The 22,471-nt window shown below is 63.8% G+C and carries 19 protein-coding genes; 14 read left to right on the forward strand and 5 right to left on the reverse strand.

Annotated features, from left to right (window positions below; genetic code table 11):
• Positions 1-6: 6 nt before the first annotated feature.
• A complete protein-coding gene (locus GH663_RS02250) occupies positions 7-1,803 on the reverse strand; it encodes a nickel-dependent hydrogenase large subunit (protein ID WP_153130098.1) in 1,797 nt (598 codons plus the stop codon).
• 1 nt (position 1,804) lies between these two features.
• Positions 1,805-2,896 (reverse strand): hydrogenase small subunit, encoded by a 1,092-nt coding sequence (locus GH663_RS02255; protein WP_066886112.1) that lies wholly within the window; start codon positions 2,894-2,896, stop codon positions 1,805-1,807.
• A gap of 277 nt (positions 2,897-3,173) precedes the next feature.
• Between GH663_RS02255 and GH663_RS02260 the strand changes: the two genes are divergently transcribed.
• Entirely contained in the window at positions 3,174-8,177 is a 5,004-nt protein-coding gene (locus GH663_RS02260; RefSeq protein ID WP_153130099.1) for an EAL domain-containing protein, read from the forward strand.
• On the opposite strand, the gene GH663_RS02265 is transcribed toward GH663_RS02260, so the two are convergent.
• The gene (locus GH663_RS02265) at positions 8,159-9,064 is read right to left on the reverse strand and encodes a hydrogen peroxide-inducible genes activator (RefSeq protein WP_066886109.1); all 906 of its coding nucleotides are present in this window, start codon (positions 9,062-9,064) and stop codon (positions 8,159-8,161) included. The two genes, GH663_RS02260 and GH663_RS02265, sit on opposite strands and share 19 nt — an antisense overlap.
• A gap of 170 nt (positions 9,065-9,234) precedes the next feature.
• On the opposite strand from GH663_RS02265, the gene GH663_RS02270 reads away from it, so the two are divergent.
• From GH663_RS02270 to GH663_RS02325, 12 genes are all read left to right on the forward strand, one after another.
• On the forward strand, positions 9,235-10,242 hold the full coding sequence (locus tag GH663_RS02270) for a cytochrome-c peroxidase (protein WP_153130100.1): 1,008 nt from the start codon (positions 9,235-9,237) through the stop codon (positions 10,240-10,242).
• A 130-nt stretch (positions 10,243-10,372) separates the two neighbouring features.
• Complete coding sequence (gene ccmA / locus GH663_RS02275; protein WP_153130101.1) at positions 10,373-10,990, forward strand: cytochrome c biogenesis heme-transporting ATPase CcmA; 618 nt, start codon at positions 10,373-10,375, stop codon at positions 10,988-10,990.
• 10 nt (positions 10,991-11,000) lie between these two features.
• Positions 11,001-11,669: a heme exporter protein CcmB gene (gene ccmB / locus GH663_RS02280; RefSeq protein WP_066886100.1), complete on the forward strand. Its 669-nt coding sequence runs from the start codon at positions 11,001-11,003 to the stop codon at positions 11,667-11,669.
• The gene (gene ccmC / locus GH663_RS02285) at positions 11,666-12,424 is read left to right on the forward strand and encodes a heme ABC transporter permease CcmC (protein WP_153130102.1); all 759 of its coding nucleotides are present in this window, start codon (positions 11,666-11,668) and stop codon (positions 12,422-12,424) included. Before ccmB ends, ccmC begins: the two co-directional genes overlap by 4 nt.
• Complete coding sequence (ccmD, locus tag GH663_RS02290; protein WP_153130103.1) at positions 12,421-12,621, forward strand: heme exporter protein CcmD; 201 nt, start codon at positions 12,421-12,423, stop codon at positions 12,619-12,621. The genes ccmC and ccmD overlap by 4 nt, the downstream gene beginning before the upstream one ends.
• Positions 12,618-13,103, forward strand: coding sequence for a cytochrome c maturation protein CcmE (ccmE, locus tag GH663_RS02295; RefSeq protein ID WP_066886091.1), 486 nt, complete (start codon positions 12,618-12,620; stop codon positions 13,101-13,103). The genes ccmD and ccmE overlap by 4 nt, the downstream gene beginning before the upstream one ends.
• Positions 13,104-13,105: 2 nt before the next feature.
• Positions 13,106-15,094 (forward strand): heme lyase CcmF/NrfE family subunit, encoded by a 1,989-nt coding sequence (locus GH663_RS02300; protein WP_153130104.1) that lies wholly within the window; start codon positions 13,106-13,108, stop codon positions 15,092-15,094.
• Positions 15,091-15,675, forward strand: coding sequence for a DsbE family thiol:disulfide interchange protein (locus tag GH663_RS02305; RefSeq protein ID WP_066886086.1), 585 nt, complete (start codon positions 15,091-15,093; stop codon positions 15,673-15,675). The genes GH663_RS02300 and GH663_RS02305 overlap by 4 nt, the downstream gene beginning before the upstream one ends.
• The gene (locus tag GH663_RS02310; RefSeq protein WP_153130105.1) at positions 15,672-16,181 is read left to right on the forward strand and encodes a cytochrome c-type biogenesis protein; all 510 of its coding nucleotides are present in this window, start codon (positions 15,672-15,674) and stop codon (positions 16,179-16,181) included. The genes GH663_RS02305 and GH663_RS02310 overlap by 4 nt, the downstream gene beginning before the upstream one ends.
• Positions 16,178-17,020 (forward strand): c-type cytochrome biogenesis protein CcmI, encoded by an 843-nt coding sequence (gene ccmI, locus GH663_RS02315; RefSeq protein WP_153130106.1) that lies wholly within the window; start codon positions 16,178-16,180, stop codon positions 17,018-17,020. The genes GH663_RS02310 and ccmI overlap by 4 nt, the downstream gene beginning before the upstream one ends.
• A 3-nt stretch (positions 17,021-17,023) precedes the next feature.
• A complete protein-coding gene (napF, locus tag GH663_RS02320; RefSeq protein ID WP_153130107.1) occupies positions 17,024-17,503 on the forward strand; it encodes a ferredoxin-type protein NapF in 480 nt (159 codons plus the stop codon).
• 79 nt (positions 17,504-17,582) lie between these two features.
• Positions 17,583-18,515 carry an exopolyphosphatase gene (locus GH663_RS02325; protein WP_153130108.1) on the forward strand — a complete coding sequence of 311 codons (933 nt, stop codon included), beginning with the start codon at positions 17,583-17,585 and terminating at the stop codon, positions 18,513-18,515.
• Here the strand turns inward: GH663_RS02325 and GH663_RS02330 are convergent, their stop codons facing one another.
• Entirely contained in the window at positions 18,516-18,779 is a 264-nt protein-coding gene (locus tag GH663_RS02330; protein ID WP_153130109.1) for a hypothetical protein, read from the reverse strand.
• A 29-nt stretch (positions 18,780-18,808) separates the two neighbouring features.
• Between GH663_RS02330 and GH663_RS02335 the strand changes: the two genes are divergently transcribed.
• On the forward strand, positions 18,809-20,341 hold the full coding sequence (locus tag GH663_RS02335; protein WP_153130110.1) for a cyclic-di-GMP receptor FimW-related protein: 1,533 nt from the start codon (positions 18,809-18,811) through the stop codon (positions 20,339-20,341).
• 106 nt (positions 20,342-20,447) lie between these two features.
• Here the strand turns inward: GH663_RS02335 and accC are convergent, their stop codons facing one another.
• Positions 20,448-22,451 carry an acetyl-CoA carboxylase biotin carboxylase subunit gene (gene accC, locus GH663_RS02340; protein WP_153130111.1) on the reverse strand — a complete coding sequence of 668 codons (2,004 nt, stop codon included), beginning with the start codon at positions 22,449-22,451 and terminating at the stop codon, positions 20,448-20,450.
• Positions 22,452-22,471: the final 20 nt, after the last annotated feature.

The following is a 22,471-nucleotide window of genomic DNA, read 5'->3' on the forward strand; positions in this document are numbered from 1 at the left end:
GACCGCTCAGCGGACCTTGACCGTCGTCATTTCCTGGCCGTCCGGGCTCATCACGTGCGTCGAGCAGGCCAGGCAGGGATCGAAGGAATGCAGCGTGCGCAGGATTTCCAGCGGCTCGTCGGCCTTGGCGACCGGCGTGTCCATCAGCGCCGCCTCGAAAGCGCCGATCTGGCCCTTGTGGTCGCGCGGCCCACCGTTCCAGGTGGTCGGCACGACGCACTGGTAGTTGTCGATCTTGGTGTCCTTGATGCGGATCCAGTGGCCGAGCGCACCGCGCGGCGCTTCGGTGAACCCGGCACCCATGGCCTCTTTCGGCCAGGTACTGGGTTCCCATTTCTCGATATTGGCGGTGTTGAGATCGCCGGCCTTCAGGTTGGCCATCAGCTTGTCGAACTGCTGGCTCTGCAGCTTGACGCAGTAGGCCGTTTCCAGACCGCGCGCCGCGGTGCGGCCAAGGGTCGAGAACAGCGCGGTAACCGGCACGTCGAGCTTTTTCAGGGCGCCTTCGACCAGACCATGGATTTCCGGGTACTGCTTCGGCTGCAGGTAGCCGAGCACCATGCGCGGCAGGCAGCCGACTTCCATGGCGTGGCCGCGCCAGCGCGGCGCCTTGATCCACGAATACTTGCCGCCTTCGTCGAGTTCCTCGATGCGGGTCTTGCTGCCCTTGGTCTTCGGACCAAGTTCGAAATTGGGTTCGGTGACGCCGTCGAACGGGTGCAGGCCCTTGGTTTCGTCCGGGTACTTGTACCAGGAGTGGGCGACGAATTCCTGCACCTGTTCCGGGTCTTTCAGGTCGACCGGGTGGATTTCGTCGAGTTTGCCGTTGATGATCGCGCCGCGCGGCAGCAGCAGGTTGCCGCTGGTGTAGTCGTTGGCCTTTTGCGGGATGTCGCCGTAGGACAGCATGTTCTTCGACGACAGGCCGCCGCCGTAACCCCAGCCCTTGTAGAAACTGCCGATGGCGAGCAGGTCGGGGATGTAGACCTGTTCGACGAACTCGGCACAGCGGTCGATGATGCTCTTGACCAGGTTCAGGCGCTCCATGTTCACCGCGCCGACGGCGCCGACCCCTTCGAGGTTGATGGCGCAGGGCACGCCGCCGACCAGCCAGTTCGGGTGCGGGTTCTTGCCGCCGAAAATGGTGTGCACCTTGACGATTTCCTTCTGGAAATCGAGCGCTTCGAGATAGTGGGCGACCGCCATCAGGTTGGCTTCCGGCGGCAGCTTGTAGGCCGGGTTGCCCCAGTAGCCGTTCATGAAGGGGCCGAGCTGGCCGGATTCGACGAACTTCTTCAGGCGGTTCTGGATGTCGCGGAAATAGCCCGGCGAGGACAGCGGCCAGTTGGAAATGCTCTGGGCCAGCGTCGAGGTCGCCTTCGGATCGGCCTTCAGCGCCGACACGACATCGACCCAGTCGAGCGCGTGCAGGTGGTAGAAGTGCACCAGATGGTCGTGAACGTAGAGGTTCAGCTGCATCAGGTTGCGGATGGTGTTGGCGTTTTCCGGGATCTGGATCTTCAGCGCGTCCTCGACGGCGCGGACCGAGGTCAGCGCGTGGGTGCCGGTACAGACGCCGCAGATGCGCTCGGTGAAGGCCCAGGCGTCGCGCGGATCGCGGCCTTTCAAAATCACTTCCAGACCGCGCCACATGGTGCCGGTGGAGACGGCGTTGCGGATGACGTTGTTGCTGTCGAGATTGACCTCGACCCGCATATGGCCTTCGATGCGGCAAACCGGGTCGACGACGACGCGTTTGCCGGAGTTATCAACCTTGAAGCCCTGGGTTTCGTAGGCAGCCATCTTATTTTTCTCCCTTTTGTTCTTCAGTCTCGCCCGCCTTCTGGCGGGCGCGGGCCAGTGCCGTCACGGCAGCATGGGCGGCAATCGCCGCACCGACGGTGCCGGCTGCCGCCTTGCCGATGGTGTCGGCATTGGCTTCGACGCCGAAGGCCTTGATGTCGGTGACGCGGTCGTAGAACGAACCCTTGTCCCAGAAGCCTTCCTCGGAGCAGCCGATACAACCGTGGCCGGACTGTACCGGCCAGCTGACGCCGCCGTTCCAGCGCATCGACGAACAGGCGTTGTAGGTGGTCGGCCCCTTGCAACCCATCTTGTACAGGCAGTAGCCCTTGCGCGACCCTTCGTCGTCCCAGGCTTCGGCGAACTGGCCGGCGTCGAAGTGGCCGCGGCGATAGCACTTGTCGTGGATGCGCTGGCCGTAGAACATCTTCGGCCGCCCCTGACGGTCGAGCTCGGGAATGCGGTCAAAGGTCAGCATGTAGGTGACGACGCCGGTCATCACTTCGGCAATCGGCGGGCAGCCCGGCACGTTGATGATCGGCTTGTCGGTGATCACCTTGTGCACCGGCGTGGCGCGGGTCGGGTTCGGCTTGGCGGCCTGGACGCAGCCGTAGGAGGCACAGGCCCCCCAGCTGATAATGGCCTTGGCGTCGGCGCAGGTTTCGCGCAGCTTCTCGACGAAGGGGCGGCCGCCCTGGATACAGAACATGCCGTCTTCGTTGAGCGGCGGATTGCCTTCGACGGCGACGATGTAGTTGCCCTTGTACTTCTTCTTGACCTCGTCGAGGATCGCTTCGGCCTGGTGACCGGCGGCGGCCATCAGCGTGTCGTCGTAGTCGAGGGAAAGCATCGAGAGCACGACGTCCTTGGTCAGCGGGTGCGCCGAGCGGATGAAGGATTCGGAGCAGCAGGTGCATTCCAGGCCGTGCAGCCAGAGCACCGGGGTGCGCGGCTTGTTTTCCAGCGCGTGGGCGATGCGCGGTGCGGCGGCGCTGCCCAGGCCGAGCGAAGTCGCCGTCAGGCTGCAGAATTTCAGGAAGCTGCGCCGGGTGATACCCTGACGGCGCAGCACTTCGTAGAATGTCTCGGTCACTTGTTGTTCCCCCGTTTTTGTCGCGTGCAGTGGAACGACAGGTGCAAGCCTTGTGCCACCTGCCAAGGAACTGATCATTCACGATAGGAATCAAGGCATTAAGTCGCCTTGCGGCGAGGACCGCCAGCCCTGCCTCCCGGGCAAAACAATGGTTACAGACAATCCATAGTGAAAGCACAGTTTCCACCCCGTTCCGAGCGTCGTCGACAAGGCTTGATGCCCGTCAAGACCATTAGCCGCGGCGCGCTTACAATCGCGGAAAAAAAGAGGGGGGACTGTGCCGAAGATTGCTGAACTGATTTCGTCCGCTTGCGAACGCGTTTCGCCCGACACCAGCCTGGGCCGGATTGCCAACCTGATGCTCGACTCCGGCGCCTCCTCGGTCATCGTCGTCGACCAGGAGATCGACCAGGACAAGGTGCTCGGCATCGTCACCGAAAGCGACATGCTGCGTATCCAGCGCCAGCATCTGGCGCCCGCTGCCGCGGTCCGCGACATCATGACCCAGCCGGTGCACTGTGTGCCGGCCGCGATGGATTTCCGCCAAGCGTATCGTGAGGCGGCCAGCCTCGGCATTCGTCACATCATCGTCATCGACGAGTCCGGCAAGCCGCTCGGCGTCGTCAGCGAGGCCGATTTGCGCCGCCACCTCGGGGCCGATTTCTTCCATCACCTGAACAGCGTCGATACGCTGATGGAACGTCTTTTCCCGCGCCTGCCGGCCACCGCCACGCTCGATGAAGCGCTGGCCGCCATGGAAGCTGTCCGCGCCAGTTGCGCCGTGGTCGTCGCCGGTCGCCAGCCGCTCGGCATCGTCACCGAACGCGATGTGGTCCGCCTGTTCGCCCGTGGCGCCGACAATCCGCAACTCGGCGCAGTGATGACGCAGCCGCCAATCAGCATCCACGAAGACAGCGCCCTGGCCGATGCGGCCCAATGCATGCTGGACCGCGGAATTCGGCATTTGACGGTGGTCGACCGCAGCAATCGCCTGGTCGGCCTGCTCTCCGAGCATGCGCTGATGCGCCCGCTCAAGCTCGATTTGGTGGATGACGCGCTGGCCGACCGCCTGGCCCTGACCCGGCAACGCGACCAGACACAGGATGAAAAGGCCCGCAACGAACGCTATCAGCGCGCCCTGCTCGACAACTTCCCCTACCTGGTCTGGCTTAAGGACACCGAGTCGCGCTTTCTCGCCGTCAACCGGGTGTATGCGACCGCCGTTGGCGAGACCTCGACCGCCAACCTGATCGGCAAGAGCGATTTCGATTTCTGGCCGGCGGAACTGGCCGAGCGCTACCGCGCCGACGACGCAGCCGTGATGGCCAGCCAGCAGAAGAAGATCGTTGCCGAACCGATTGCCCGCACCGAGGGACTGGTCTGGCACGAGACCTACAAGGCGCCGGTCGTCGACGACGATGGCGCCCTGCTCGGCACGGTCGGCTTCGCGCTCGACATTTCCCGCCAGCGGCGCTCCGAAGAAGCGATCCTGCTGCGCAACGCGGCGCTTGCCGGCCTGATCCGCAACGAGCCGCTGATCGGCGTGCTGGAACTGATCGTCCTTTCCGTCGAAACGGAAATGCCGGCCTGGACCTGCGCCATCCAGCTACTCGACGACGACGGCCTGCACCTGCGCCCGTTCGCCGCGCCGCGCCTGCCGGACAGGCATGCCAGAAGGATCGGCGGCATTCCACTCGCCACCGGCGGGACGGCAGCCTTCCTGCAGCAGCGGGTGCTCCTCGACGAAATCGCCGACCAACCGTACTGGGAACAATATCGGGAGGCCGCCCGCGAAGCCGGCTTTGCCGCCTGCTGGTCGGAACCGATCCTTAGCCCGCAGGGCCAATTGCTGGGCACCTTCGCCGCCTACAACCGCAAGCCTGGCGCACCTTCTGACGAAAATCTCGCGCTGCTCACCCACTCCAGCCAGTTGACGGCACTGATCCTGGCCCACCAGCAGGGAGCCGACCGCCTGCAAAACAGCCTCGACACTTTCCGCGGCATTTTCGACAGCATCAGCGAAGCGGTCTTCATCCAGAGCGAAGACGGCAGCTTCCTCGACGTCAACGTCGGCGCCGAAGCGCTGTTCGGTTACCCGCGCAGCGAACTGCTCGGCCAGACCCAGGCCGTGATCGGCACTCCCGGGCTGAACGACATGGCGGCGACCGAGCGGCATATCAAGACCGCCATCGCCGGCACGCCGCAGTATTTCGAATATTGGGCCTGCAGTGCCGGTGGCCGCATCTTTCCGGTCGACGTCCGGCTTCACCCCGGCTCCTACTTCGGCCGGCCGGTTCTGATCGCCTCGGTCGTCGATATTGGCGAACGCAAACGGGCCGCGCTGCGTCTCGAAATCGAGCACGACCTGGCCCAGGCCCTGGCCGCCGGCCTGCAGCGCGAAGAAGTGCTCAGCACCATTCTCAAGGCGGCGCTGCGCTTCCCCGACCTCGATGCCGGCTGTATCTACCAGCGCACCCCGGACGGCGGCTATCGGCTGCTCGCCGACCAGGGCCTGTCGGCAAAATTCGTTGCCGAACATCGCACGCTGCCGGCCGACCATCCACAGGCTCGAAGCATCGCCGACGGCAAGCTGGTCTGCAGTTGCAATGACTTCAACAAGCATTGCAACGATGACGAACTGATTGCCTCGCCCGATCTGGCCGCCGAAGGCCTGCGCTGCCTGACCGTGCTGCCGGTGCTGGTTGCCGGCCAGGCGGTGGCCGGCCTCTACCTGGCCGGTCGCCAGGCCAGCCAGATTTCGCCGGACACCCTGCAGGCGCTGGAAACGCTGGCCGGCAATTTCGGCCAGACCCTGCTCCGCCTCGATGCCCAGGAAGAGGCCGCACGCCTGCAACACAACCTGAGCGGCCTGTTCAACGCGCTGACCGACCTGATCTTCATCTTCGACACCAGCGGTCGCATCCTGCATCACAACCAGGCGGTCAACGAACGCCTGGGCTACCCGCCGGACACACTCAAGACGCAGCACATTGCTGCGGTCCACCCGCCGGAAACGCGGGAAATGGCCACGCACTACCTGGGCGAAATCGTTGCCGGCCAGCGTTCGACCTGTCCGCTGCCGCTGCTGCATGCCGACGGCAGCCCGGTCATGGTCGATACCCGGATCATCACCGGCTACTGGGACGGCCAGCCGGCGCTGATCGCCATTGCCCAGGACATTCGCGAGCGGCTGATCGCCGAGGAACGCCAGAAGCTGGCGGCCAGCGTCTTCGACAACGCCCACGAAGGCATCATGATCACCGACCCGGCCGGCCGCATCGTCGAAGTCAACGGCACCTTCAGCGAACTGACCGGCTATGCGCGCAGCGAAGCAATCGGCCAGACGGCGGATTTGCTCAAGTCTGGCCATCACCCGCCCGAGTTCTATGCCACGATGTGGCAGACCATCCGCGAGCAGGGTTTCTGGCGCGGCGAAGTCTGGAACCGCAAGAAGACCGGCGAAATCTTCGCCGAACTGCTGACCATCTCGACCGTGCGCAACCGCGACGGCGCGGTATCGCACTTCGTCGGCATCTTTTCCGACATCACGCTGATCAAGGAACACCAGAAACGGCTGGAACACCTGGCCCATTTCGATGCCCTGACCCAGTTGCCCAACCGCATGCTGCTCGGCGACCGGATGCAGCTGGCGATGGCACAATCCGAACGCAACGGCAAGACACTGGCCGTCTGCTATCTTGACCTCGACGGCTTCAAGCCGGTCAACGACCAGTTCGGCCACGCCATCGGCGACCGCCTGCTGGTCGAGGTCGGCCAGCGTCTGAAAGGCTGCGTCCGGGCCGGCGACACGGTCTCCCGGCTGGGCGGCGACGAGTTCGTGCTGCTCTTCTCCGATCTCGACGATGTCCATGAATGCGACCACGCCATCGGCCGCGTCATCGGGCAACTGACCACACCCTTCCGCATCGGTGGTTACGAAATCTCGATATCAGCCAGTATCGGTGTCACCCTCTACCCGCAAGACGGCTCGGACAGCGACACCCTGCTCCGCCACGCCGACCAGGCGATGTATGCCGCCAAACAGGCCGGGCGCAACCGTTTTCACCTGTTCGACCCGGAAAACGACCGCCGTGCCCGCCTGCGCCGTGAGGAAATCAGCCGCATTCGTCAGGCCCTGAACGACCACGAGTTCGTTCTTCACTACCAGCCCAAGGTCGACATGCGCCAGGGCAGCGTGATCGGGGCCGAAGCGCTGATCCGCTGGCAGCACCCGGAGCGCGGCCTGCTGCTGCCGGCCGATTTCCTGCCCGCCATCGAAGGCAGCGAACTGTCGATCACCCTCGGCGACTGGGTGATCCGCGAGGCATTGCAGCAACTTTCACGCTGGCGTAGCGCCGGCCTCGAGATCGCGGTCAGCGTCAATATTGCCGGCAACCATCTGCAGGCGCCCGGCTTCGCTGCCCGCCTCGGCGAACTGCTCGCCGCCCATCCGGATGTCCCGCCGCACAGCCTCGAACTGGAGGTGCTGGAGACGGCGGCACTGGAAGATATCGCCAACGTCGCCGCACTGTTTGCCGAATGCCGACGCCACGGGGTCAGCTTCTCGCTCGACGATTTCGGCACCGGCTATTCATCGCTGACCTATTTCCGCCGACTGCCGGCCGACATCCTGAAAATCGACCAATCCTTCGTCCGCGACATGCTCGACGACCCGGACGACCTGGCCATCGTCGAAGGCGTCATCGGCCTGACCCGGGCCTTCCAGCGCAAGGTGATCGCCGAGGGCGTCGAAACGGTCGAACACGGCATGGTTCTGCTGCAACTCGGCTGCGACATGGCGCAGGGTTTCGGCATCGCCCGCCCGATGCCGGCCGGCGAGCTACCGGGCTGGGTCGACAGCTTCCGACCCGATGAATTGTGGAGTTCGAGCACCGCCTTCCTCTGGTCGCGCGACGACTTGCCGATGCTGATTGCCGAGGTCGAACACAAACGCTGGAAACTCAAGCTGCAGGCCTATCTCGACGATACCAGCGGAACCTTGCCGGCGCCCCACGACGACCACCAAAGTTGCCGCTTTGGTCGCTGGTATTACGGCCCGCACAGCCAGCGCTACCGTGCGCTGGACGGATTTGCCGAACTGGAGCAGGTGCACCGCCGCCTGCACGAAATCGGCCGTGAACTGTGCGCCGGCCGCGGCAGCGACGAGCCGGCCAGCCGCCCCTTATTGGCCGAACTGGAAGAGCTCGCCAGCCAGATGAGCAGTCATCTGCAGCAAATCCAGGCCGAGGTTCTACTCTCCGATCAATCGACCAGGCGATAGGCCGGCGTTTTCAGGCCACGCACCGCGGCCAGCAGGGCATCGATCGCCTTCGGCCGGACAAAGCCGGCGCGCCAGCCAAGGGCGATGCGGCGTGCCGGTTCGGGCGGCCGGAAGGGAATGACGCTGATCATGTCGTTGCTGTAGGGATGGCGCAAGGCGCCATCGGGCAGGACGGAGACGCCAAGGCCGGAGGCCACCATGCAGCGAATGGTGCCGATCGAATGGCCCAGCCGGATATCGGTTTCCGGACTGCTCACCTGCGGACAGGCGCCCAGCACCTGATCGCGAAAACAGTTGCCGGCCTTGAGCAGCAGCACTTCATCACCGGCCACCTCCTCCGGGCTGATGCTCTCCTTGCCTTCCCACGGATGGCCGCGCGGCACGATGACCTTGAACGACTCGTCGTAGAGCGGCCGGGTCAATACGCCGGGAATCTCGAAGGGCAGGGCGATGATGACCACGTCCAGTTCGTTGTCGCGCAGCATGTCGGCCAGGTTGGCCGTCATGTTTTCCTCGATGGCCAGTGGCATTTCCGGCGCTACCGATTTCAGGGCATGGATCAGTTGCGGCAGCAGATACGGCCCGATCGTATGGATGATGCCCAGGCGCAGCGGCCCCTCCAGCTGATCTCGGCCGCACATGGCGATCTGACGGACTTTTTCCGCTTCCTGGAGGGCGAGCTGCGCCTGCTCGACCACCTTCAGGCCGACCGCACTCGGACTGACAAAGCCCTTGCCGCGCTCGAACAACTGCACCCCCAGTTCATCCTCCAGCCGGGCGATCGCCACGCTCAGCGTTGGCTGGCTGACGGAACAGCGCTCGGCCGCCCGACTGAAACTACCGTCCTGGGCCAGCGCCACGATGTAACGCAACTCGGTCAGTGTCATCTAACTGCTCTCCATAAAACAAAATGGGGTCTAAAGCCCCTTTCAGCTATAGGGAATACCTATAGCCTCTATAACCAAAACCCATAAAAATCATTGACTTGGATCAATACTAGCATAGCCCCCAAGGGGAGAATGCCCGAACCGAGCATTTCAACCAGGGAGAACACAAGATGAAACGCAGCATGTTGGCCAGCACAATTGCACTACTTTCCGGCGCCCTGATCAGCCAGGCGGCAGTTGCCGCCAACCAGGAACCGATCCAGCCGATCACCCCGGCCAAGGTCACCAACCCGGCCCTCGTCGAACTGGGCAAGAAGCTCTATTTCGACCCGCGCCTCTCCAAGTCCGGCTTCATTTCCTGCAACTCCTGCCACAACCTGTCGATGGGCGGCACCGACAACATCAAGACCTCGATCGGTCACAACTGGCAGGAAGGCCCGATCAACGCACCGACCGTGCTGAACTCCAGCCTCAATCTCGCGCAGTTCTGGGACGGCCGTGCCGCCGACCTCAAGGCGCAGGCCGGCGGGCCGATCGCCAATCCGGGCGAAATGGCCTTCAGCCATACCCTGGCGATCAACGTGCTGCAGTCGATTCCGGCTTACGTCGGCGAATTCAAGAAAGCCTTCGGCAGCGAGACGGTCGACATCGAAAAAGTAACCAAAGCCATCGCCGCCTTCGAGGAAACCCTGGTCACCCCGAACTCCCGCTTCGACAAGTGGCTGAAGGGCGACAAGAAGGCGCTGAGCAAGAATGAACTGGCCGGCTACCAGTTGTTCAAGGACAGCGGCTGCGTCGCCTGCCATAACGGCCCGGCCGTCGGCGGCAATTCCTTCCAGAAAATGGGCGTCGTCGAAGCCTACAAGGCCTCCAGTCCGGCCGAAGGCCGCTCCGCCGTCACCGGCAAGGACGCCGACCGCTTCAACTTCAAGGTGCCGACATTGCGCAACGTCGAAATGACCTATCCGTACTTCCACGACGGCGCCGCCAACACGCTGAAGGAAGCCGTCGACACGATGGGCCGCCTGCAGCTGGGCAAGAAGTTCAGCGATGATGAAAACGCCAAGATCGTCGCCTTCCTGAAGACCCTGACCGGCGACCAGCCGAACTTCAAGATGCCGATCCTGCCGCCGTCGGCCGATGCGACGCCGCGGCCGACCCCGTTCGAGAAGAAGTAATCTCCCCGACCGTCCCGCCACGGGGGCTGCGGCCCCCGTTTTTCTTGGTCTTTTTGTTTGATGATCATCAATCTGTCGGTACACTTGCGCGTTCATAATTTGCGCCTGATTTCTTTCGGTTTTTCCCCTGATGCTTGAAGCTGACAATCTGGAATGCGTGCGCGGCGAGCGCCGCCTGTTCGCAGGCCTCAACTTCAAGTTGGAAGGCGGCGAACTGCTGTATCTGCAAGGCCGCAACGGCGCCGGCAAGACCAGTCTGCTGCGCATGCTGATCGGCCTGCTGCCGCCGGAAGCCGGCGAAATCCGCTGGCGGGGCATGGCCATCGACAAGCTGGCCGACGAATTCCGGGCCGATCTCTGCTACCTCGGCCACCTGAACGCCATCAAGGAAGAATTGACGCCACTCGAAAACCTGCTCGCCGCCGCCCGCCTGGCCGACGAAATACTGTCCGAGGACGACGCCATCGACGCGCTGGAACAGGTCGGCCTGGCTGGTCGCGAAGACCTTGCCTGCAAATACCTGTCGCAGGGCCAGAAGCGCCGGGTCGCACTGGCCCGGCTGGTCACCGAAAAGCGCCCGCTGTGGATCCTCGACGAACCTTTCGTTGCCCTCGATGTGGCTGCGGTCGACTGGCTGGCCGGCATCATTTCCGGCCACCTGCAGCGCGGCGGCCTGGCCGTGATGACGACGCACCAGCTGGTCAATATCCCGGCCGGCCAGGTCCGCGAATTGCGGATCGGCGGATGAGCGCTCGCCCATGCTGAAAATCGTCAGCGCGGTGATCGGCCGCGACCTCAAACTGGCCATGCGCCGCCAGGCGGACATCGTCTCGGCACTGTTCTTCTTCATCATCGTGGTCAGCCTGTTTCCGCTCGGCATCGGCCCCGAACCTGATTTGTTGCGCAAGCTGGCTCCCGGCGTGCTGTGGGTGGCGGCGCTGCTGGCGACCATGCTGTCGTTACCCCGGCTGTTCGCCGACGACCACCGCGACGGCACGCTGGAGCAACTGGCGCTGGCGCCACACCCGCTCGGCCTGGTCGTTACCGGCAAAGTGATTGCTCACTGGCTGGTTTCCGGCCTGCCGCTGGCGCTGATCGCGCCGGTCCTCGGCATCCAGTTCGACCTGTCGGCCGACGCACTGCTCGTGCTGACCGGCGCCATCCTGCTCGGCACGCCGGCTCTGTCCGGCATCGGCGCCATCGGCGCGGCACTGACCCTCGGTCTGCGCGGCGGCGGCGTGCTGCTGTCGCTGCTCGTGCTGCCGCTCTACATCCCGGTGCTAATATTCGGCGCTGGCGCAGTCGATGCCACGGTGACCGGTCTCGGGGGGGAAGGTCATCTTTCCCTGCTCGCTGCCATTACTTTTGCCTCTGTCGGCTTCGCCCCCTGGGCGACGGCCGCTGCCTTGAAGATCGCCCTCGAATGAAAGATCGCTTCAATCTCTACCGCTTCGCCTCGCCGGCGACCTTCTACCCGCTGGCCGGTACGCTGATTCCCTATTTCGCCGCCATCTCGGTCATCTTCGGCTTGGCCGGACTCTATCTCGGCATGCTGGTCGCGCCGACCGATTTCCAGCAGGGCGAGGGCTACCGCATCATCTTCATCCACGTCCCGGCCTCCTGGATGTCGATGTTCATCTATCTGGTGATGGCTTTCTGGGCCGCCATCGGCCTCGCCTTCAACACCCGGCTGTCCGGCATGATGGCGCAGGCACTGGCCCCGACCGGCGCGCTGATGGCTTTCCTGTCGCTGTGGACCGGCGCCCTGTGGGGCAAGCCGATGTGGGGCGCCTGGTGGGTGTGGGATGCCCGTCTGACCTCGGAACTGATCCTGCTCTTCCTTTATATCGGCTACATGGCGTTGACCGCAGCGATCGACGATGCCCGCCGCGCCGACAAGGCGGGCGGCCTGTTGCTGCTGGTCGGCGTCGTCAATGTGCCGATCATCTATTTCTCGGTGAAGTGGTGGAACACGCTGCATCAGGGTTCCAGCGTCAACCTGACCAAGTCGTCGATGGCCGAAACCATGCTCTGGGGCATGCTGCTGATGGCGATGTGCTTCTGGATGTACTCGATCGCCGTCGCCCTGATGCGGGTACGCACCATCATGCTCGAACGCGAGCGCAATACCGACTGGGTCAAGGCCGAACTGGGCGGACAAGTGGCCGGAGGTAAGAAATGATCCACTGGAACAGCTTTGCCGACTTTCTCGCCATGGGCGGCTACGGCTTTTACGTCTGGGGCTCCTTCGGCGCCACCGCGCTGATCATGGCGATTGAACCGATCATGGTCGCCCGCAATCGAAAGACCACCATTACTCGTCTGCAGCGCCAGATGAGGGCAGAAACCCGCGCTGAAAACAGGAACACCGCAGAATGAAATCCCGTCACAAGAAACTCGCCCTGATCGGCGGCGCGCTGGCTGTCGTCGGCATCATCGCCGCCCTCGTTCTCAATGCGCTGAACAGCAACATCGCCCTCTACATTTCGCCGACCGACGTCGCCGCCGGCAAGGCACCGCAGGGCAAGGTCTTCCGCATCGGCGGCCTGGTCAAGGAAGGCAGCCTGCAGCGACAGGCCGATGGCGTCACCATCGCCTTCATCGTCACCGATACCGACCAGGACATCACCGTGAACTACAAGGGCATCCTGCCCGACCTCTTCAAGGAAGGCAAAGGCGTCGTCGCCCAGGGCAAGATGGTGGACAACGGCACTTTCAGCGCCAACGAAGTGCTCGCCAAGCATGACGAGAACTACATGCCGCCGGAAGCCGCCAAGGCCGTCGGCGACGCCCACGAACGCGCTGCCGAAAAGAAGGCGGCCGCGGCTGCCAGTGGCGCCCAACCGAAAGCGAGTTACTGAGCATGATTCCCGAACTCGGCCATTTCGCGCTGATCCTCGCTGCGCTGGTCGCGCTGGTCCTCGGCACCCTGCCGCTGATCGGCGCCCACAACAACCGCCTGGCCTGGGTCGCCGTCGCCCGCCCGGCCGCCTCGGCGCTGGCGCTGCTCGTCACCTTCTCCTTCGCCTGCCTGACCCAGGCTTTCGTCAGCAACGACTTCTCGGTGGTCTATGTCGCCCAGCACTCCAATTCGCTGCTGCCGCTGCAATACCGCGTCGCCGCCGTCTGGGGCGGCCATGAAGGCTCGCTGCTGCTGTGGATGCTGATGCTGACCTGGTGGGCCTTCGCCGTCGCCATGCTGTCGCGCCAGTTGCCGGAAACCATGGTCGCTCGCGTCCTCGGCACGCTCGGCCTGGTCGCCTTCGGCTTCCTGCTCTTCATCCTGATCACCTCCAGCCCCTTCGAGCGCCTGCTGCCGGGGGCCGCCGAAGGGCGCGACCTCAATCCGCTACTGCAGGACTTCGGCCTGGTCATCCACCCGCCGCTGCTTTACATGGGCTACGTCGGCTTCTCGGTCGCCTACGCCTTCGCCATCGCGGCGCTGCTCTCCGGTCAGTTGGACGCCGCCTGGGCGCGCTGGTCGCGGCCGTGGACAACCGCCGCCTGGGTCTTCCTGACCCTCGGCATCGCCATGGGCTCGTGGTGGGCTTATTACGAACTGGGCTGGGGCGGCTGGTGGTTCTGGGATCCGGTCGAAAACGCTTCCTTCATGCCCTGGCTGGTCGGTACGGCGCTGATCCATTCGCTGGCCGTCACCGAAAAGCGCGGCAGCTTCAAGAACTGGACGGTGCTGCTGGCGATTTCCGCCTTCTCGCTGTCGCTGCTCGGGACCTTCCTGGTCCGTTCCGGCGTGCTGACTTCGGTCCACGCCTTCGCCACCGACCCGCGGCGCGGCATCTTCATCCTGATCTTCCTGGTCGCCGTGATCGGCACCTCGCTCGCACTGTTCGCCTGGCGCGCCCCGAAAGTCGGGCTGGGCGGCCGCTTCGGGCTGGTTTCGCGCGAATCGCTGCTGCTCACCAATAACGTGCTGCTCGTCGTCGCCTGTGCCACTGTCCTGCTCGGCACGCTCTACCCGCTGCTGATCGACGCGCTGGGCGTCGGCAAGATTTCGGTCGGCCCACCGTACTTCAATGCCGTCTTCGTGCCGGTGATGACGCCAATTCTCTTCCTGATGGGCGTCGGCCCCTTCGCTCGCTGGAAGGAAGCATCGATTCCCGACATCGCCCGCACCGTGCGCTGGGCGCTGGCCGCCGCAGCCATCGTCGCCATCGCCCTGCCGCTGCTTTATGGCCAGTGGTCGGCGTTGACCGCGCTCGGCATCCTGCTCGCCGCCTGGATCGTATTCACCGCGCTGATCAACTTCGTCGAACGCGTCCAGCACACCCGGGCCGGCCAGTCCTTCCTGAGTGCTGCGCTCAAGCAGCCGCGCAGCTTCTTCGGCATGCATGTCGCCCACATTGGCATCGCCGTCTTCGTCGTCGGCGTCACCATGGTGAGCAGCTTCCAGGAAGAAAAGGACGTCAAGATGGCGCCCGGCGAAAGCGTCGATGTCGCCGGCTACCACTTCACCTTCAACGGCGTGAAGGCGGTCGAGGGGCCGAACTACGTCGCCGCTCAGGGCGATTTCGATCTGGCGGTGAACGGTAAATTCCTGCTCAAAATGAATCCGGAAAAGCGCAATTACCATTCCTCGACGATGCCGATGACCGAAGCCGCCATCGATGCCGGTCTGCTGCGCGACGTCTATGTCTCGCTCGGCGAGCCGATCGACCGCGACAAGCCAGAAGGCGAATGGGCGGTGCGCGTCTATTACAAACCCTATGTCGACTGGATCTGGGGCGGTTGCGTGCTGATGGCGCTGGGCGGCTGCCTGGCCCTGCTCGATCGCCGCTATCGCGTCAAGGCCCGTGCTGCCGCCACCATTCCCGCTGGAACCCAACAAGCATGAACCGTTACTACTGGATTCTGGGGGCCTTTGCCGCCCTCGTCGCCCTGCTCGCCATCGGCCTCAACCTCAACCCGCGCGACGTGCCGTCACCGCTGGTCGGCAAGCCGGCGCCGGCCTTCAACCTGAACGTGCTGGCCAAACCGGAAACCACGCTCGGCCCGAAGGACATGCAGGGCAAGGTCTGGCTGCTCAACGTCTGGGCTTCGTGGTGCGTCTCCTGCCGCCAGGAACACCCGGTGCTGGTCGAGTTCTCGAAGAAAGTGAATGTCCCGCTGATCGGCCTCAACTACAAGGAAGTGCGGGGCGACGGCGGTTTCGACATGAGCAAGATGGCGGCCGATGAAGAGAAAAAACTCGCCTTCGAGCGCGCCAACAAATGGCTGGCCGACCACGGCGACCCGTACACGCTGACCGTGATGGACCTCGACGGCCGGGTCGGTATCGACTACGGCGTCTATGGCGTGCCGGAAACCTACGTCATCGACAAGGCCGGCCTGATCCGCATGAAGCATACCGGCCCGATCACGCCCGAGGTGCTCGGCAAGAAGATCATGCCGCTGCTCGCGGAGCTCAACAAATGAAGCGCCTGCTGACGCTGGTTTTTGCCCTTTTTATCGCGTCGACCGCGCCCGGCACGAAGTACCCTTGGGGTGCAGCATTTGCCATGGACAGCGCCACCGAAGCGGCGCTCGCCGCCGACCCGGTCGCCGAAAAGCGCTTGCAGAAGCTGTCCGAGGAACTGCGCTGCCTGGTCTGCCAGAACCAGACCATCGCCGACTCCAATGCCGAACTGGCCCAGGATCTGCGCCGCGAAGTGCGGACGATGATCAAGGACGGCAAGACGGACAAGGAAATCGTCGATTTCATGGTCACCCGCTACGGCGATTTCGTGCTCTACCGGCCGCCGGTCAAGGGCATCACGCTGCTCCTCTGGGGTGGCCCGGTCGCCCTGATGCTGCTTGGCCTGTTCATCCTGCAACGCTATCTGCGCCGCCGGACCACCCGCATCAATGCCGAAGACCAGCCGCTCTCGGCTGACGAAGCCAGCCGCGCCGACGCGCTGCTCAAGGAAAACACCCCGAAATGACCCAGTTCGCCCTTTTCGCCATCCTGCTCATCGTGGTGGTCGCCGCCTTCATTTTGCCACCGCTTTGGCTCGGCCTGCGCGCCCCCAAGCCGAAAGCCGACCGCAAGGAAGCCAACCTCGCCATCTTCCGCGACCAGTTGACCGAACTCGAACGCGAGAAGGACAACGGCACGCTGGCCGATAGCGACTTCGAGCAGGCCAAGCGCGAACTGCAACGGCGCCTGCTGGAGGAAGTCGAACCGGCCGCCGCCGAGGCGACCGTCCCCGCCAGCCACGGCCCGAGCCGCAAAACGGCAATCGCCCTGCTCCTGCTGCTGCCCATCCTCGGCCTGCTCGGCTACGGCATACTCGGCAATCCGCGCGCCCTCGACCCGGCCCAGACCGTTGCCAAGCCGCAGATGACGCCGGAGCAAATCAACGGCATGGTCGCCAAACTGGCCGAACGCATGCAGGCCAATCCGGACGACCTCAAGGGCTGGCTGATGCTGGCCCGCTCCTACAAGACCATGGGCCGCTATGAAGATGCAGCCACCGCCTACGGCAAGGCAGAAAAGCTGGTCAACGAAGACCCTGACCTGCTTGCTGCCTACGCCGAAACGATCGCCATGGCGCGCGGCGAAGGCCTCAAGGGCAAGCCGATGCAGCTTGTCGAAAAGGCCTTGAAACTCGATCCCAAGCACGGTCACAGCCTGTTCCTGGCCGGCGCCGGCGCCATGGAAGCCGGCGACAACAAGAAGGGCATCGCCTATTGGGAAGCCCTGCTGCTGCAAGTCGAGCCGGGTTCGGAAATCGACCAGATGTTGCGCAACGGCATCGACAAGATGAAAGCCGGCGGCTAAACCATGGTCGATGCCGGGCGCCGCGCCTTCTTCCGCGGTCGACCGCGCCCGAAGGCCGAAATCCGGCCGCCCTGGGCGCGCGACGAGGCGGCCTTCATCGACCACTGCACACGCTGCAACGACTGCCTGAAGGCCTGCCCCCAGAACATCCTGGTCGCCGGCGACGGCGGCTACCCGACCGTCGATTTCAAGGTCGCCGAATGCACCTTCTGCGGCGACTGCGTCAGCGCCTGCCAGCCCAAAGCCCTGTGGCGTGCCGAAAACGCCGCCCCCTGGCCGTACACCGCCAGCATCGGCGAAGATTGCCTGCCGCATCAAGGCGTCGAATGCCGGGTCTGCGGGGACTACTGCGATGCCCGCGCCATCCGCTTCACGCCGCGCCTGGGTGGCAGTCCGCTGCCGGAAATCGATCTCGAAAAATGTACCGGCTGCGGCGCCTGCGTCGCCCCCTGCCCAACGCTGGCCGTCACCATACGCCGCTAAATCGCCGGGTACGTTCCGCTCCGCCGCCAATGGCGCTATGCTTGTCGCTACAACGCAATTCGCCACCCGGAGACAAGCAATGACGCAACAAAAATACCGCCTCGTGACCCGCAGCGACTTTGACGGCCTGGTCTGCGCCGTGCTGCTCAACGAACTTGACCTGATCGACGACATCAAGTTCGTGCACCCGAAGGACATGCAGGACGGCAAGGTGGATATCACCGGCAATGACATCACGACCAACCTGCCCTACGTCGCCGCCGCCCATCTCGCTTTCGACCACCACCTGTCGGAAACCATCCGCAATACCGGCGAGCGCAAGAACCACATCATCGAAGCGGCAGCCCCCTCGGCAGCGCGTGTCGTGTACAACTACTACGGCGGCAAGGAAGCCTTCCCAAACATCACCGACGACATGATGGATGCGGTCGACAAGGCCGATTCGGCACAATTCAGCCGCGACGAGATCCTCAATCCAAAGGACTGGGTGCTGCTCAATTACCTGATGGATGCCCGCACCGGTCTCGGCCGCTTCCGCGAGTTCCGGATCAGCAACTACGCACTGATGATGGATCTGATCAAGTATTGCCGCAATCACGGCATCGATGAAATCCTCGCCCTGCCGGACGTCAAGGAACGCGTCGAACTCTATGTCGACCAGGCGGAAAAAGCCAAGGACCAGATCCTGCGCTGCACCACCGTACACAAGAACCTGGCCGTGCTCGACCTGCGCAACGAAGAAACGATCTGGGCGACCAACCGTTTCATGATCTACGCGCTGTTCCCGCAGACCAACATTTCGATCCATGTGATGTGGGGCGTCCAGAAGCAGAACACCGTTTTCGCCACCGGCAAGTCGATTCTCGATCGGGGCAGCAAGACCAATGTCGGCGAACTGATGCTGGCCTACGGCGGCGGTGGTCACCAGGCAGCCGGCACCTGCCAGGTCGCCAACGATCAGGCGGCGGCTACCCTGCAGGCGCTGATCACCAAGATCAACGCCGACGGCTGATCAGTCTTCGAGCGGAACAGGCGGAATGAGCGGCGGCGGCAAAAAGCCCAGTTCGATCATCTCCGCCTCCAGCTTGATGCGCAGAATCAGCAGACCCTGCAAGTTCTCCCGGGCCTTGTCATCGGCCCAACTGTCGTGATGCTCGCCCAGACAGCGCTCGACCTCGTAACGATTGGCCAGGCTGACGCCGCAAATGGCGGCATAACGCCGAATCTCGTGATCAAGATCGGCCAATTCGCGCTCATAATGTTCAAATCCGCTCATGGATCGAGCATACCCTGAAAGGAGCGACCATGCACAGGCTGCAACTCCCCGCCGCCCACAGCAAGCTGGCACCGGCATTTCAGGATCTCGTCGCCGCCGAACGCTGGCTGGCCGCGCAAGCCGCCAACCAGCCCTGGCCGCTGTTGAGCGCCCTGACCGGCCAGATCGAGGCAATCGATGCCGCCGCCCTGCCACCTCCGCTCAGCCTACAACTGCTCGATCGCCTGCGCTCTGCCGCCCTGCCCGTGCAGGCCAGCCAGGAGGCACGCTACAACCGCAAGGCACTGCCCCTGACCGCCGACGAACAGCAGGTTTTCGCAATGGCGCAGCGCCTGTGGCGCCAACTGGGCATCGCCTACCTGCGCCTGGCACCGCACTTTGCCGGCGCCGAAAAGTGCCGGCCGCTGCACCGCGCCGCCAATGCCATCCGGCTCGCCCAATTCACCTGCTACCAGGCCAGCCAGGCCTGTCCGCCCGAGCTCGACCACCTGCTGCTGGCCATCCTCGCCCAGGCCGAGAGCGCCGGTGTCCTGCGCCAGGCGCTGGGCGATCCGGACTACCCGCACCTCGGCGAAGCGAATATTGCCGGGCTGCTGAGCTGGGCGATCCTGCTTCGCTTGGCCGACCCCTATCACTTTTCCTCGGCCCAACTGGCCGTCGCCAACAGGGCACTCAGCCGCTGGCGCGAACTGTGCACTTTCCAGAGTGCGCCGGACAGTGATCGAAAAACACTGACCATCCCGCTCGCCCCGCTGTTCGGCGGCCCGCTGCCGGCTGGTCTGCCGGGCTGGCTCAACGTGCGTTCGGTCGACCGCAAGATCCGTTCGCGGATCGAATCGCTGCGCGCCGGCGAAGCGCCAGAAGCCCTCAAGCTCGGCCGCGAACTGTCAGCCGCCGCCTGCATCCGTTTGCTCAGCGACATCGACCACCACCTGCGCACTCCGGCTCCCGCCCCCAGCCAGGCCAGCGGCGAAATCGAACTGGCCTTTGGCGCCGAAGACGCCTACGCCATTTTCACGGGAGAAGAACTCAACCCGGGGAGCGGCATGAATGCGCGCAGCACCTCGATTGCCCATCAACGGATGGCGCTCTTCGGCTTCGACAGCCTGTCGCAAATGCCAACCGCCGTCCAGCGTATCGACGTTCCCAGCGAAACCTGGGCACGGACCGACGGCCAGGTGACGCGGCTCGAAACAAACGGCCCACGCCTGCAGGCGCCCTGCCTGATCGCCACCCTGCAGGGCGATCAGCCGCGCCTTGGTGTTCTCTCCCGACTGCTCGCCACGGCAGACGGGCAACTCCATGCCCGGCTCGACTGGTACCCGGAACAGATCGAAGCCTGCACGCTGAAAATGGTCGCCACCAGCCCGCCCGGCCAGCCCCGCCACGCCGCCTTCGTGCTGCGCAGCGGCAGCGACCTCTCGCTGCTCGTCCCGGTCACCGCCGGTGTCCGCCTCGATATCGGGGTGGCGCTGGAGTGCGCTTCGGTCGTGCATCTGGTACCGCGGGAAGTCATCGAGCGCGGCGCCGACTTCGTCCGTTACGCCTGCCGACCGGCTTGATTTGTATCCCAAGAAAAAGGCCCGTCTGAAGACGGGCCTTGCTGGCTGCAGCCCGAGGGCTGCGGTAGACCACCGGTTTTGGGCAAAAACCGGTGGCTAAGCCGGATTACTCGAACTCGATGATGATCTGGTCCACCGACAGGCTTTCGCCGGCCGCCGCCGAAATCTTCTTCACCTTGCAGTCCTGGTCGGCCTTGAGGATGTTTTCCATCTTCATGGCTTCGATCACGGCCAGCTTTTCGCCAGCCTTGACGTCCTGACCGACCTTGACCGCGACTTCGCGGAGCAGGCCAGGCATCGGCGAGAGCAGGAACTTCGAAAGATCCGGTGCGGCCTTCTCGGGCATCAGGGCCAACAGTTCAGCAGCGCGAGCGCTCATCACCATGAAGTCGGCGCGGGTGCCCCAGTGGAACAGGCTGTACTTGGTCTTGTGACGTTCGACCTGCAGCGTGAATTCCTCGCCGTTGCAGGTACCGTTGAACAGCGACTCGCCGAGTTTCCAGCTGGACAGGATCTCGTAGGTCTCGCCCTTGTACTCGACATGGTAGCCGCCGGGAATCGGACGGGCGACCACCAGATGGTTCTCGTTGCCGTTCGGATTGAGGCGGACGACGCACCAGTTGTCGCCGACGATGCGCTCATGGCCTTGCAACTGGCCGGTGATCGAAGCGGAACGGTCGGTAAAGGCGCGGTACACATAAGCAGCAACCGAAACCAGCAGCGCCGGATCATCGTGCGGAACCATCGAGGCGTCGAAGCCCTTCGGGTACTCCTCGGCGATGAAGCCGGTATTGAAATTGCCGGACTGGAAGCGCGGGTGCTGCATCAGGGCCGCCTGGAACGGGATGTTCGAGGAGATGCCACGGATCACGAAACCGTTCAGCGCGTCACGCATGCGGGAAATCGCCTGCTCGCGGGTCGCACCGTGCACGATCAGCTTGGCGATCATCGAGTCGTAGAACATCGAGATCTCGCCGCCATCGTAGACGCCGGTATCAACCCGGACCTGGCCCGGAATCTCGGCCGGCGGCTGGAACTTGACCAGACGACCGGTGGAAGGCAGGAAACCGCGGAACGGGTCTTCGGCATTGATCCGGCATTCCATCGCCCAGCCGTTGATGGTGACGTCGGCCTGGGCCAGCGGCAGCTTTTCGCCGTAGGCGACGCGTATCATCTGCTCGACCAGGTCGAGGCCGGTGATCAGCTCGGTGACCGGGTGTTCGACCTGCAGACGGGTGTTCATTTCCAGGAAGTAGAACTCCTTGGTCGCACCGGAGACGACGAATTCGACCGTACCGGCCGATTCGTAATTCACCGCGCGGGCCAGGGCCACGGCCTGTTCGCCCATCGCCTTGCGCATCTCGGCGTCGACGAAGGGGCTCGGCGCCTCTTCGATGACCTTCTGGTGACGACGCTGGATCGAGCAGTCGCGCTCGTTCAAGTACACGTAGTTGCCGTGCGAATCACCGAGCACCTGGATTTCGATGTGACGCGGCTCGAGCACGTATTTTTCGATGAAGACGCGGTCGTCGCCGAAGGAGTTGCGGGCTTCATTGACGCAGGAAGAGAAACCTTCGTGCGCTTCGGCATCGTTGAAGGCGACGCGCAGACCCTTGCCGCCGCCGCCGGCGGAGGCCTTGATCATCACCGGATAGCCGATGTTCTTGGCAATCGCGACCGCTTCGTCCGGACCGGCGATGGCATCGTTGTAACCCGGAATGGTGTTGACCTTGGCGGCGATGGCGAGCTTCTTGGACTCGATCTTGTCGCCCATCTTGGCCACCGAGTAGTGCTTCGGACCGATGAACTTGATGCCTTCTTCTTCCAGGCGACGCGAGAACTCGGCGTTCTCGGACAGAAAGCCGTAGCCAGGGTGGACTGCTTCAGCGCCGGTCTGCTTGCAGGCAGCGATGATCTTGTCCATCACCAGGTAGGACTCTTTCGACGCAGCCGGGCCGATACAGACGGCTTCGTCGGCCAGGTCGACATGCAGCGCATCCTTGTCGGCTTCGGAATAGACGGCGACGGTCTTGATGCCCATCTTGCGGGCGGTCTTGATGACGCGGCAGGCAATTTCACCGCGGTTGGCAATCAGAATCTTCTTGAACATATTCCTGTTTCTCCCTGACG

The sequence above is a fragment of the Dechloromonas hortensis genome (assembly GCF_009469765.1).
Classification (GTDB): Bacteria; Pseudomonadota; Gammaproteobacteria; order Burkholderiales; family Rhodocyclaceae; genus Azonexus; species Azonexus hortensis.

What these genes read in the sequence shown, in the direction of transcription:
- GH663_RS02250 (WP_153130098.1), bottom strand. Translation starts at nt 1,803, where the DNA reads ATGGCTGCCTACGAAACCCAGGGCTTCAAGGTTGATAACTCCGGCAAA.
- GH663_RS02265 (WP_066886109.1), bottom strand. Translation starts at nt 9,064, where the DNA reads ATGACACTGACCGAGTTGCGTTACATCGTGGCGCTGGCCCAGGACGGT.
- GH663_RS02270 (WP_153130100.1), top strand. Translation starts at nt 9,235, where the DNA reads ATGAAACGCAGCATGTTGGCCAGCACAATTGCACTACTTTCCGGCGCC.
- ccmA (WP_153130101.1), top strand. Translation starts at nt 10,373, where the DNA reads ATGCTTGAAGCTGACAATCTGGAATGCGTGCGCGGCGAGCGCCGCCTG.
- ccmB (WP_066886100.1), top strand. Translation starts at nt 11,001, where the DNA reads ATGCTGAAAATCGTCAGCGCGGTGATCGGCCGCGACCTCAAACTGGCC.
- ccmC (WP_153130102.1), top strand. Translation starts at nt 11,666, where the DNA reads ATGAAAGATCGCTTCAATCTCTACCGCTTCGCCTCGCCGGCGACCTTC.
- ccmD (WP_153130103.1), top strand. Translation starts at nt 12,421, where the DNA reads ATGATCCACTGGAACAGCTTTGCCGACTTTCTCGCCATGGGCGGCTAC.
- ccmE (WP_066886091.1), top strand. Translation starts at nt 12,618, where the DNA reads ATGAAATCCCGTCACAAGAAACTCGCCCTGATCGGCGGCGCGCTGGCT.
- GH663_RS02300 (WP_153130104.1), top strand. Translation starts at nt 13,106, where the DNA reads ATGATTCCCGAACTCGGCCATTTCGCGCTGATCCTCGCTGCGCTGGTC.
- GH663_RS02305 (WP_066886086.1), top strand. Translation starts at nt 15,091, where the DNA reads ATGAACCGTTACTACTGGATTCTGGGGGCCTTTGCCGCCCTCGTCGCC.
- GH663_RS02310 (WP_153130105.1), top strand. Translation starts at nt 15,672, where the DNA reads ATGAAGCGCCTGCTGACGCTGGTTTTTGCCCTTTTTATCGCGTCGACC.
- ccmI (WP_153130106.1), top strand. Translation starts at nt 16,178, where the DNA reads ATGACCCAGTTCGCCCTTTTCGCCATCCTGCTCATCGTGGTGGTCGCC.
- napF (WP_153130107.1), top strand. Translation starts at nt 17,024, where the DNA reads ATGGTCGATGCCGGGCGCCGCGCCTTCTTCCGCGGTCGACCGCGCCCG.
- GH663_RS02325 (WP_153130108.1), top strand. Translation starts at nt 17,583, where the DNA reads ATGACGCAACAAAAATACCGCCTCGTGACCCGCAGCGACTTTGACGGC.
- GH663_RS02330 (WP_153130109.1), bottom strand. Translation starts at nt 18,779, where the DNA reads ATGAGCGGATTTGAACATTATGAGCGCGAATTGGCCGATCTTGATCAC.
- GH663_RS02335 (WP_153130110.1), top strand. Translation starts at nt 18,809, where the DNA reads ATGCACAGGCTGCAACTCCCCGCCGCCCACAGCAAGCTGGCACCGGCA.
- accC (WP_153130111.1), bottom strand. Translation starts at nt 22,451, where the DNA reads ATGTTCAAGAAGATTCTGATTGCCAACCGCGGTGAAATTGCCTGCCGC.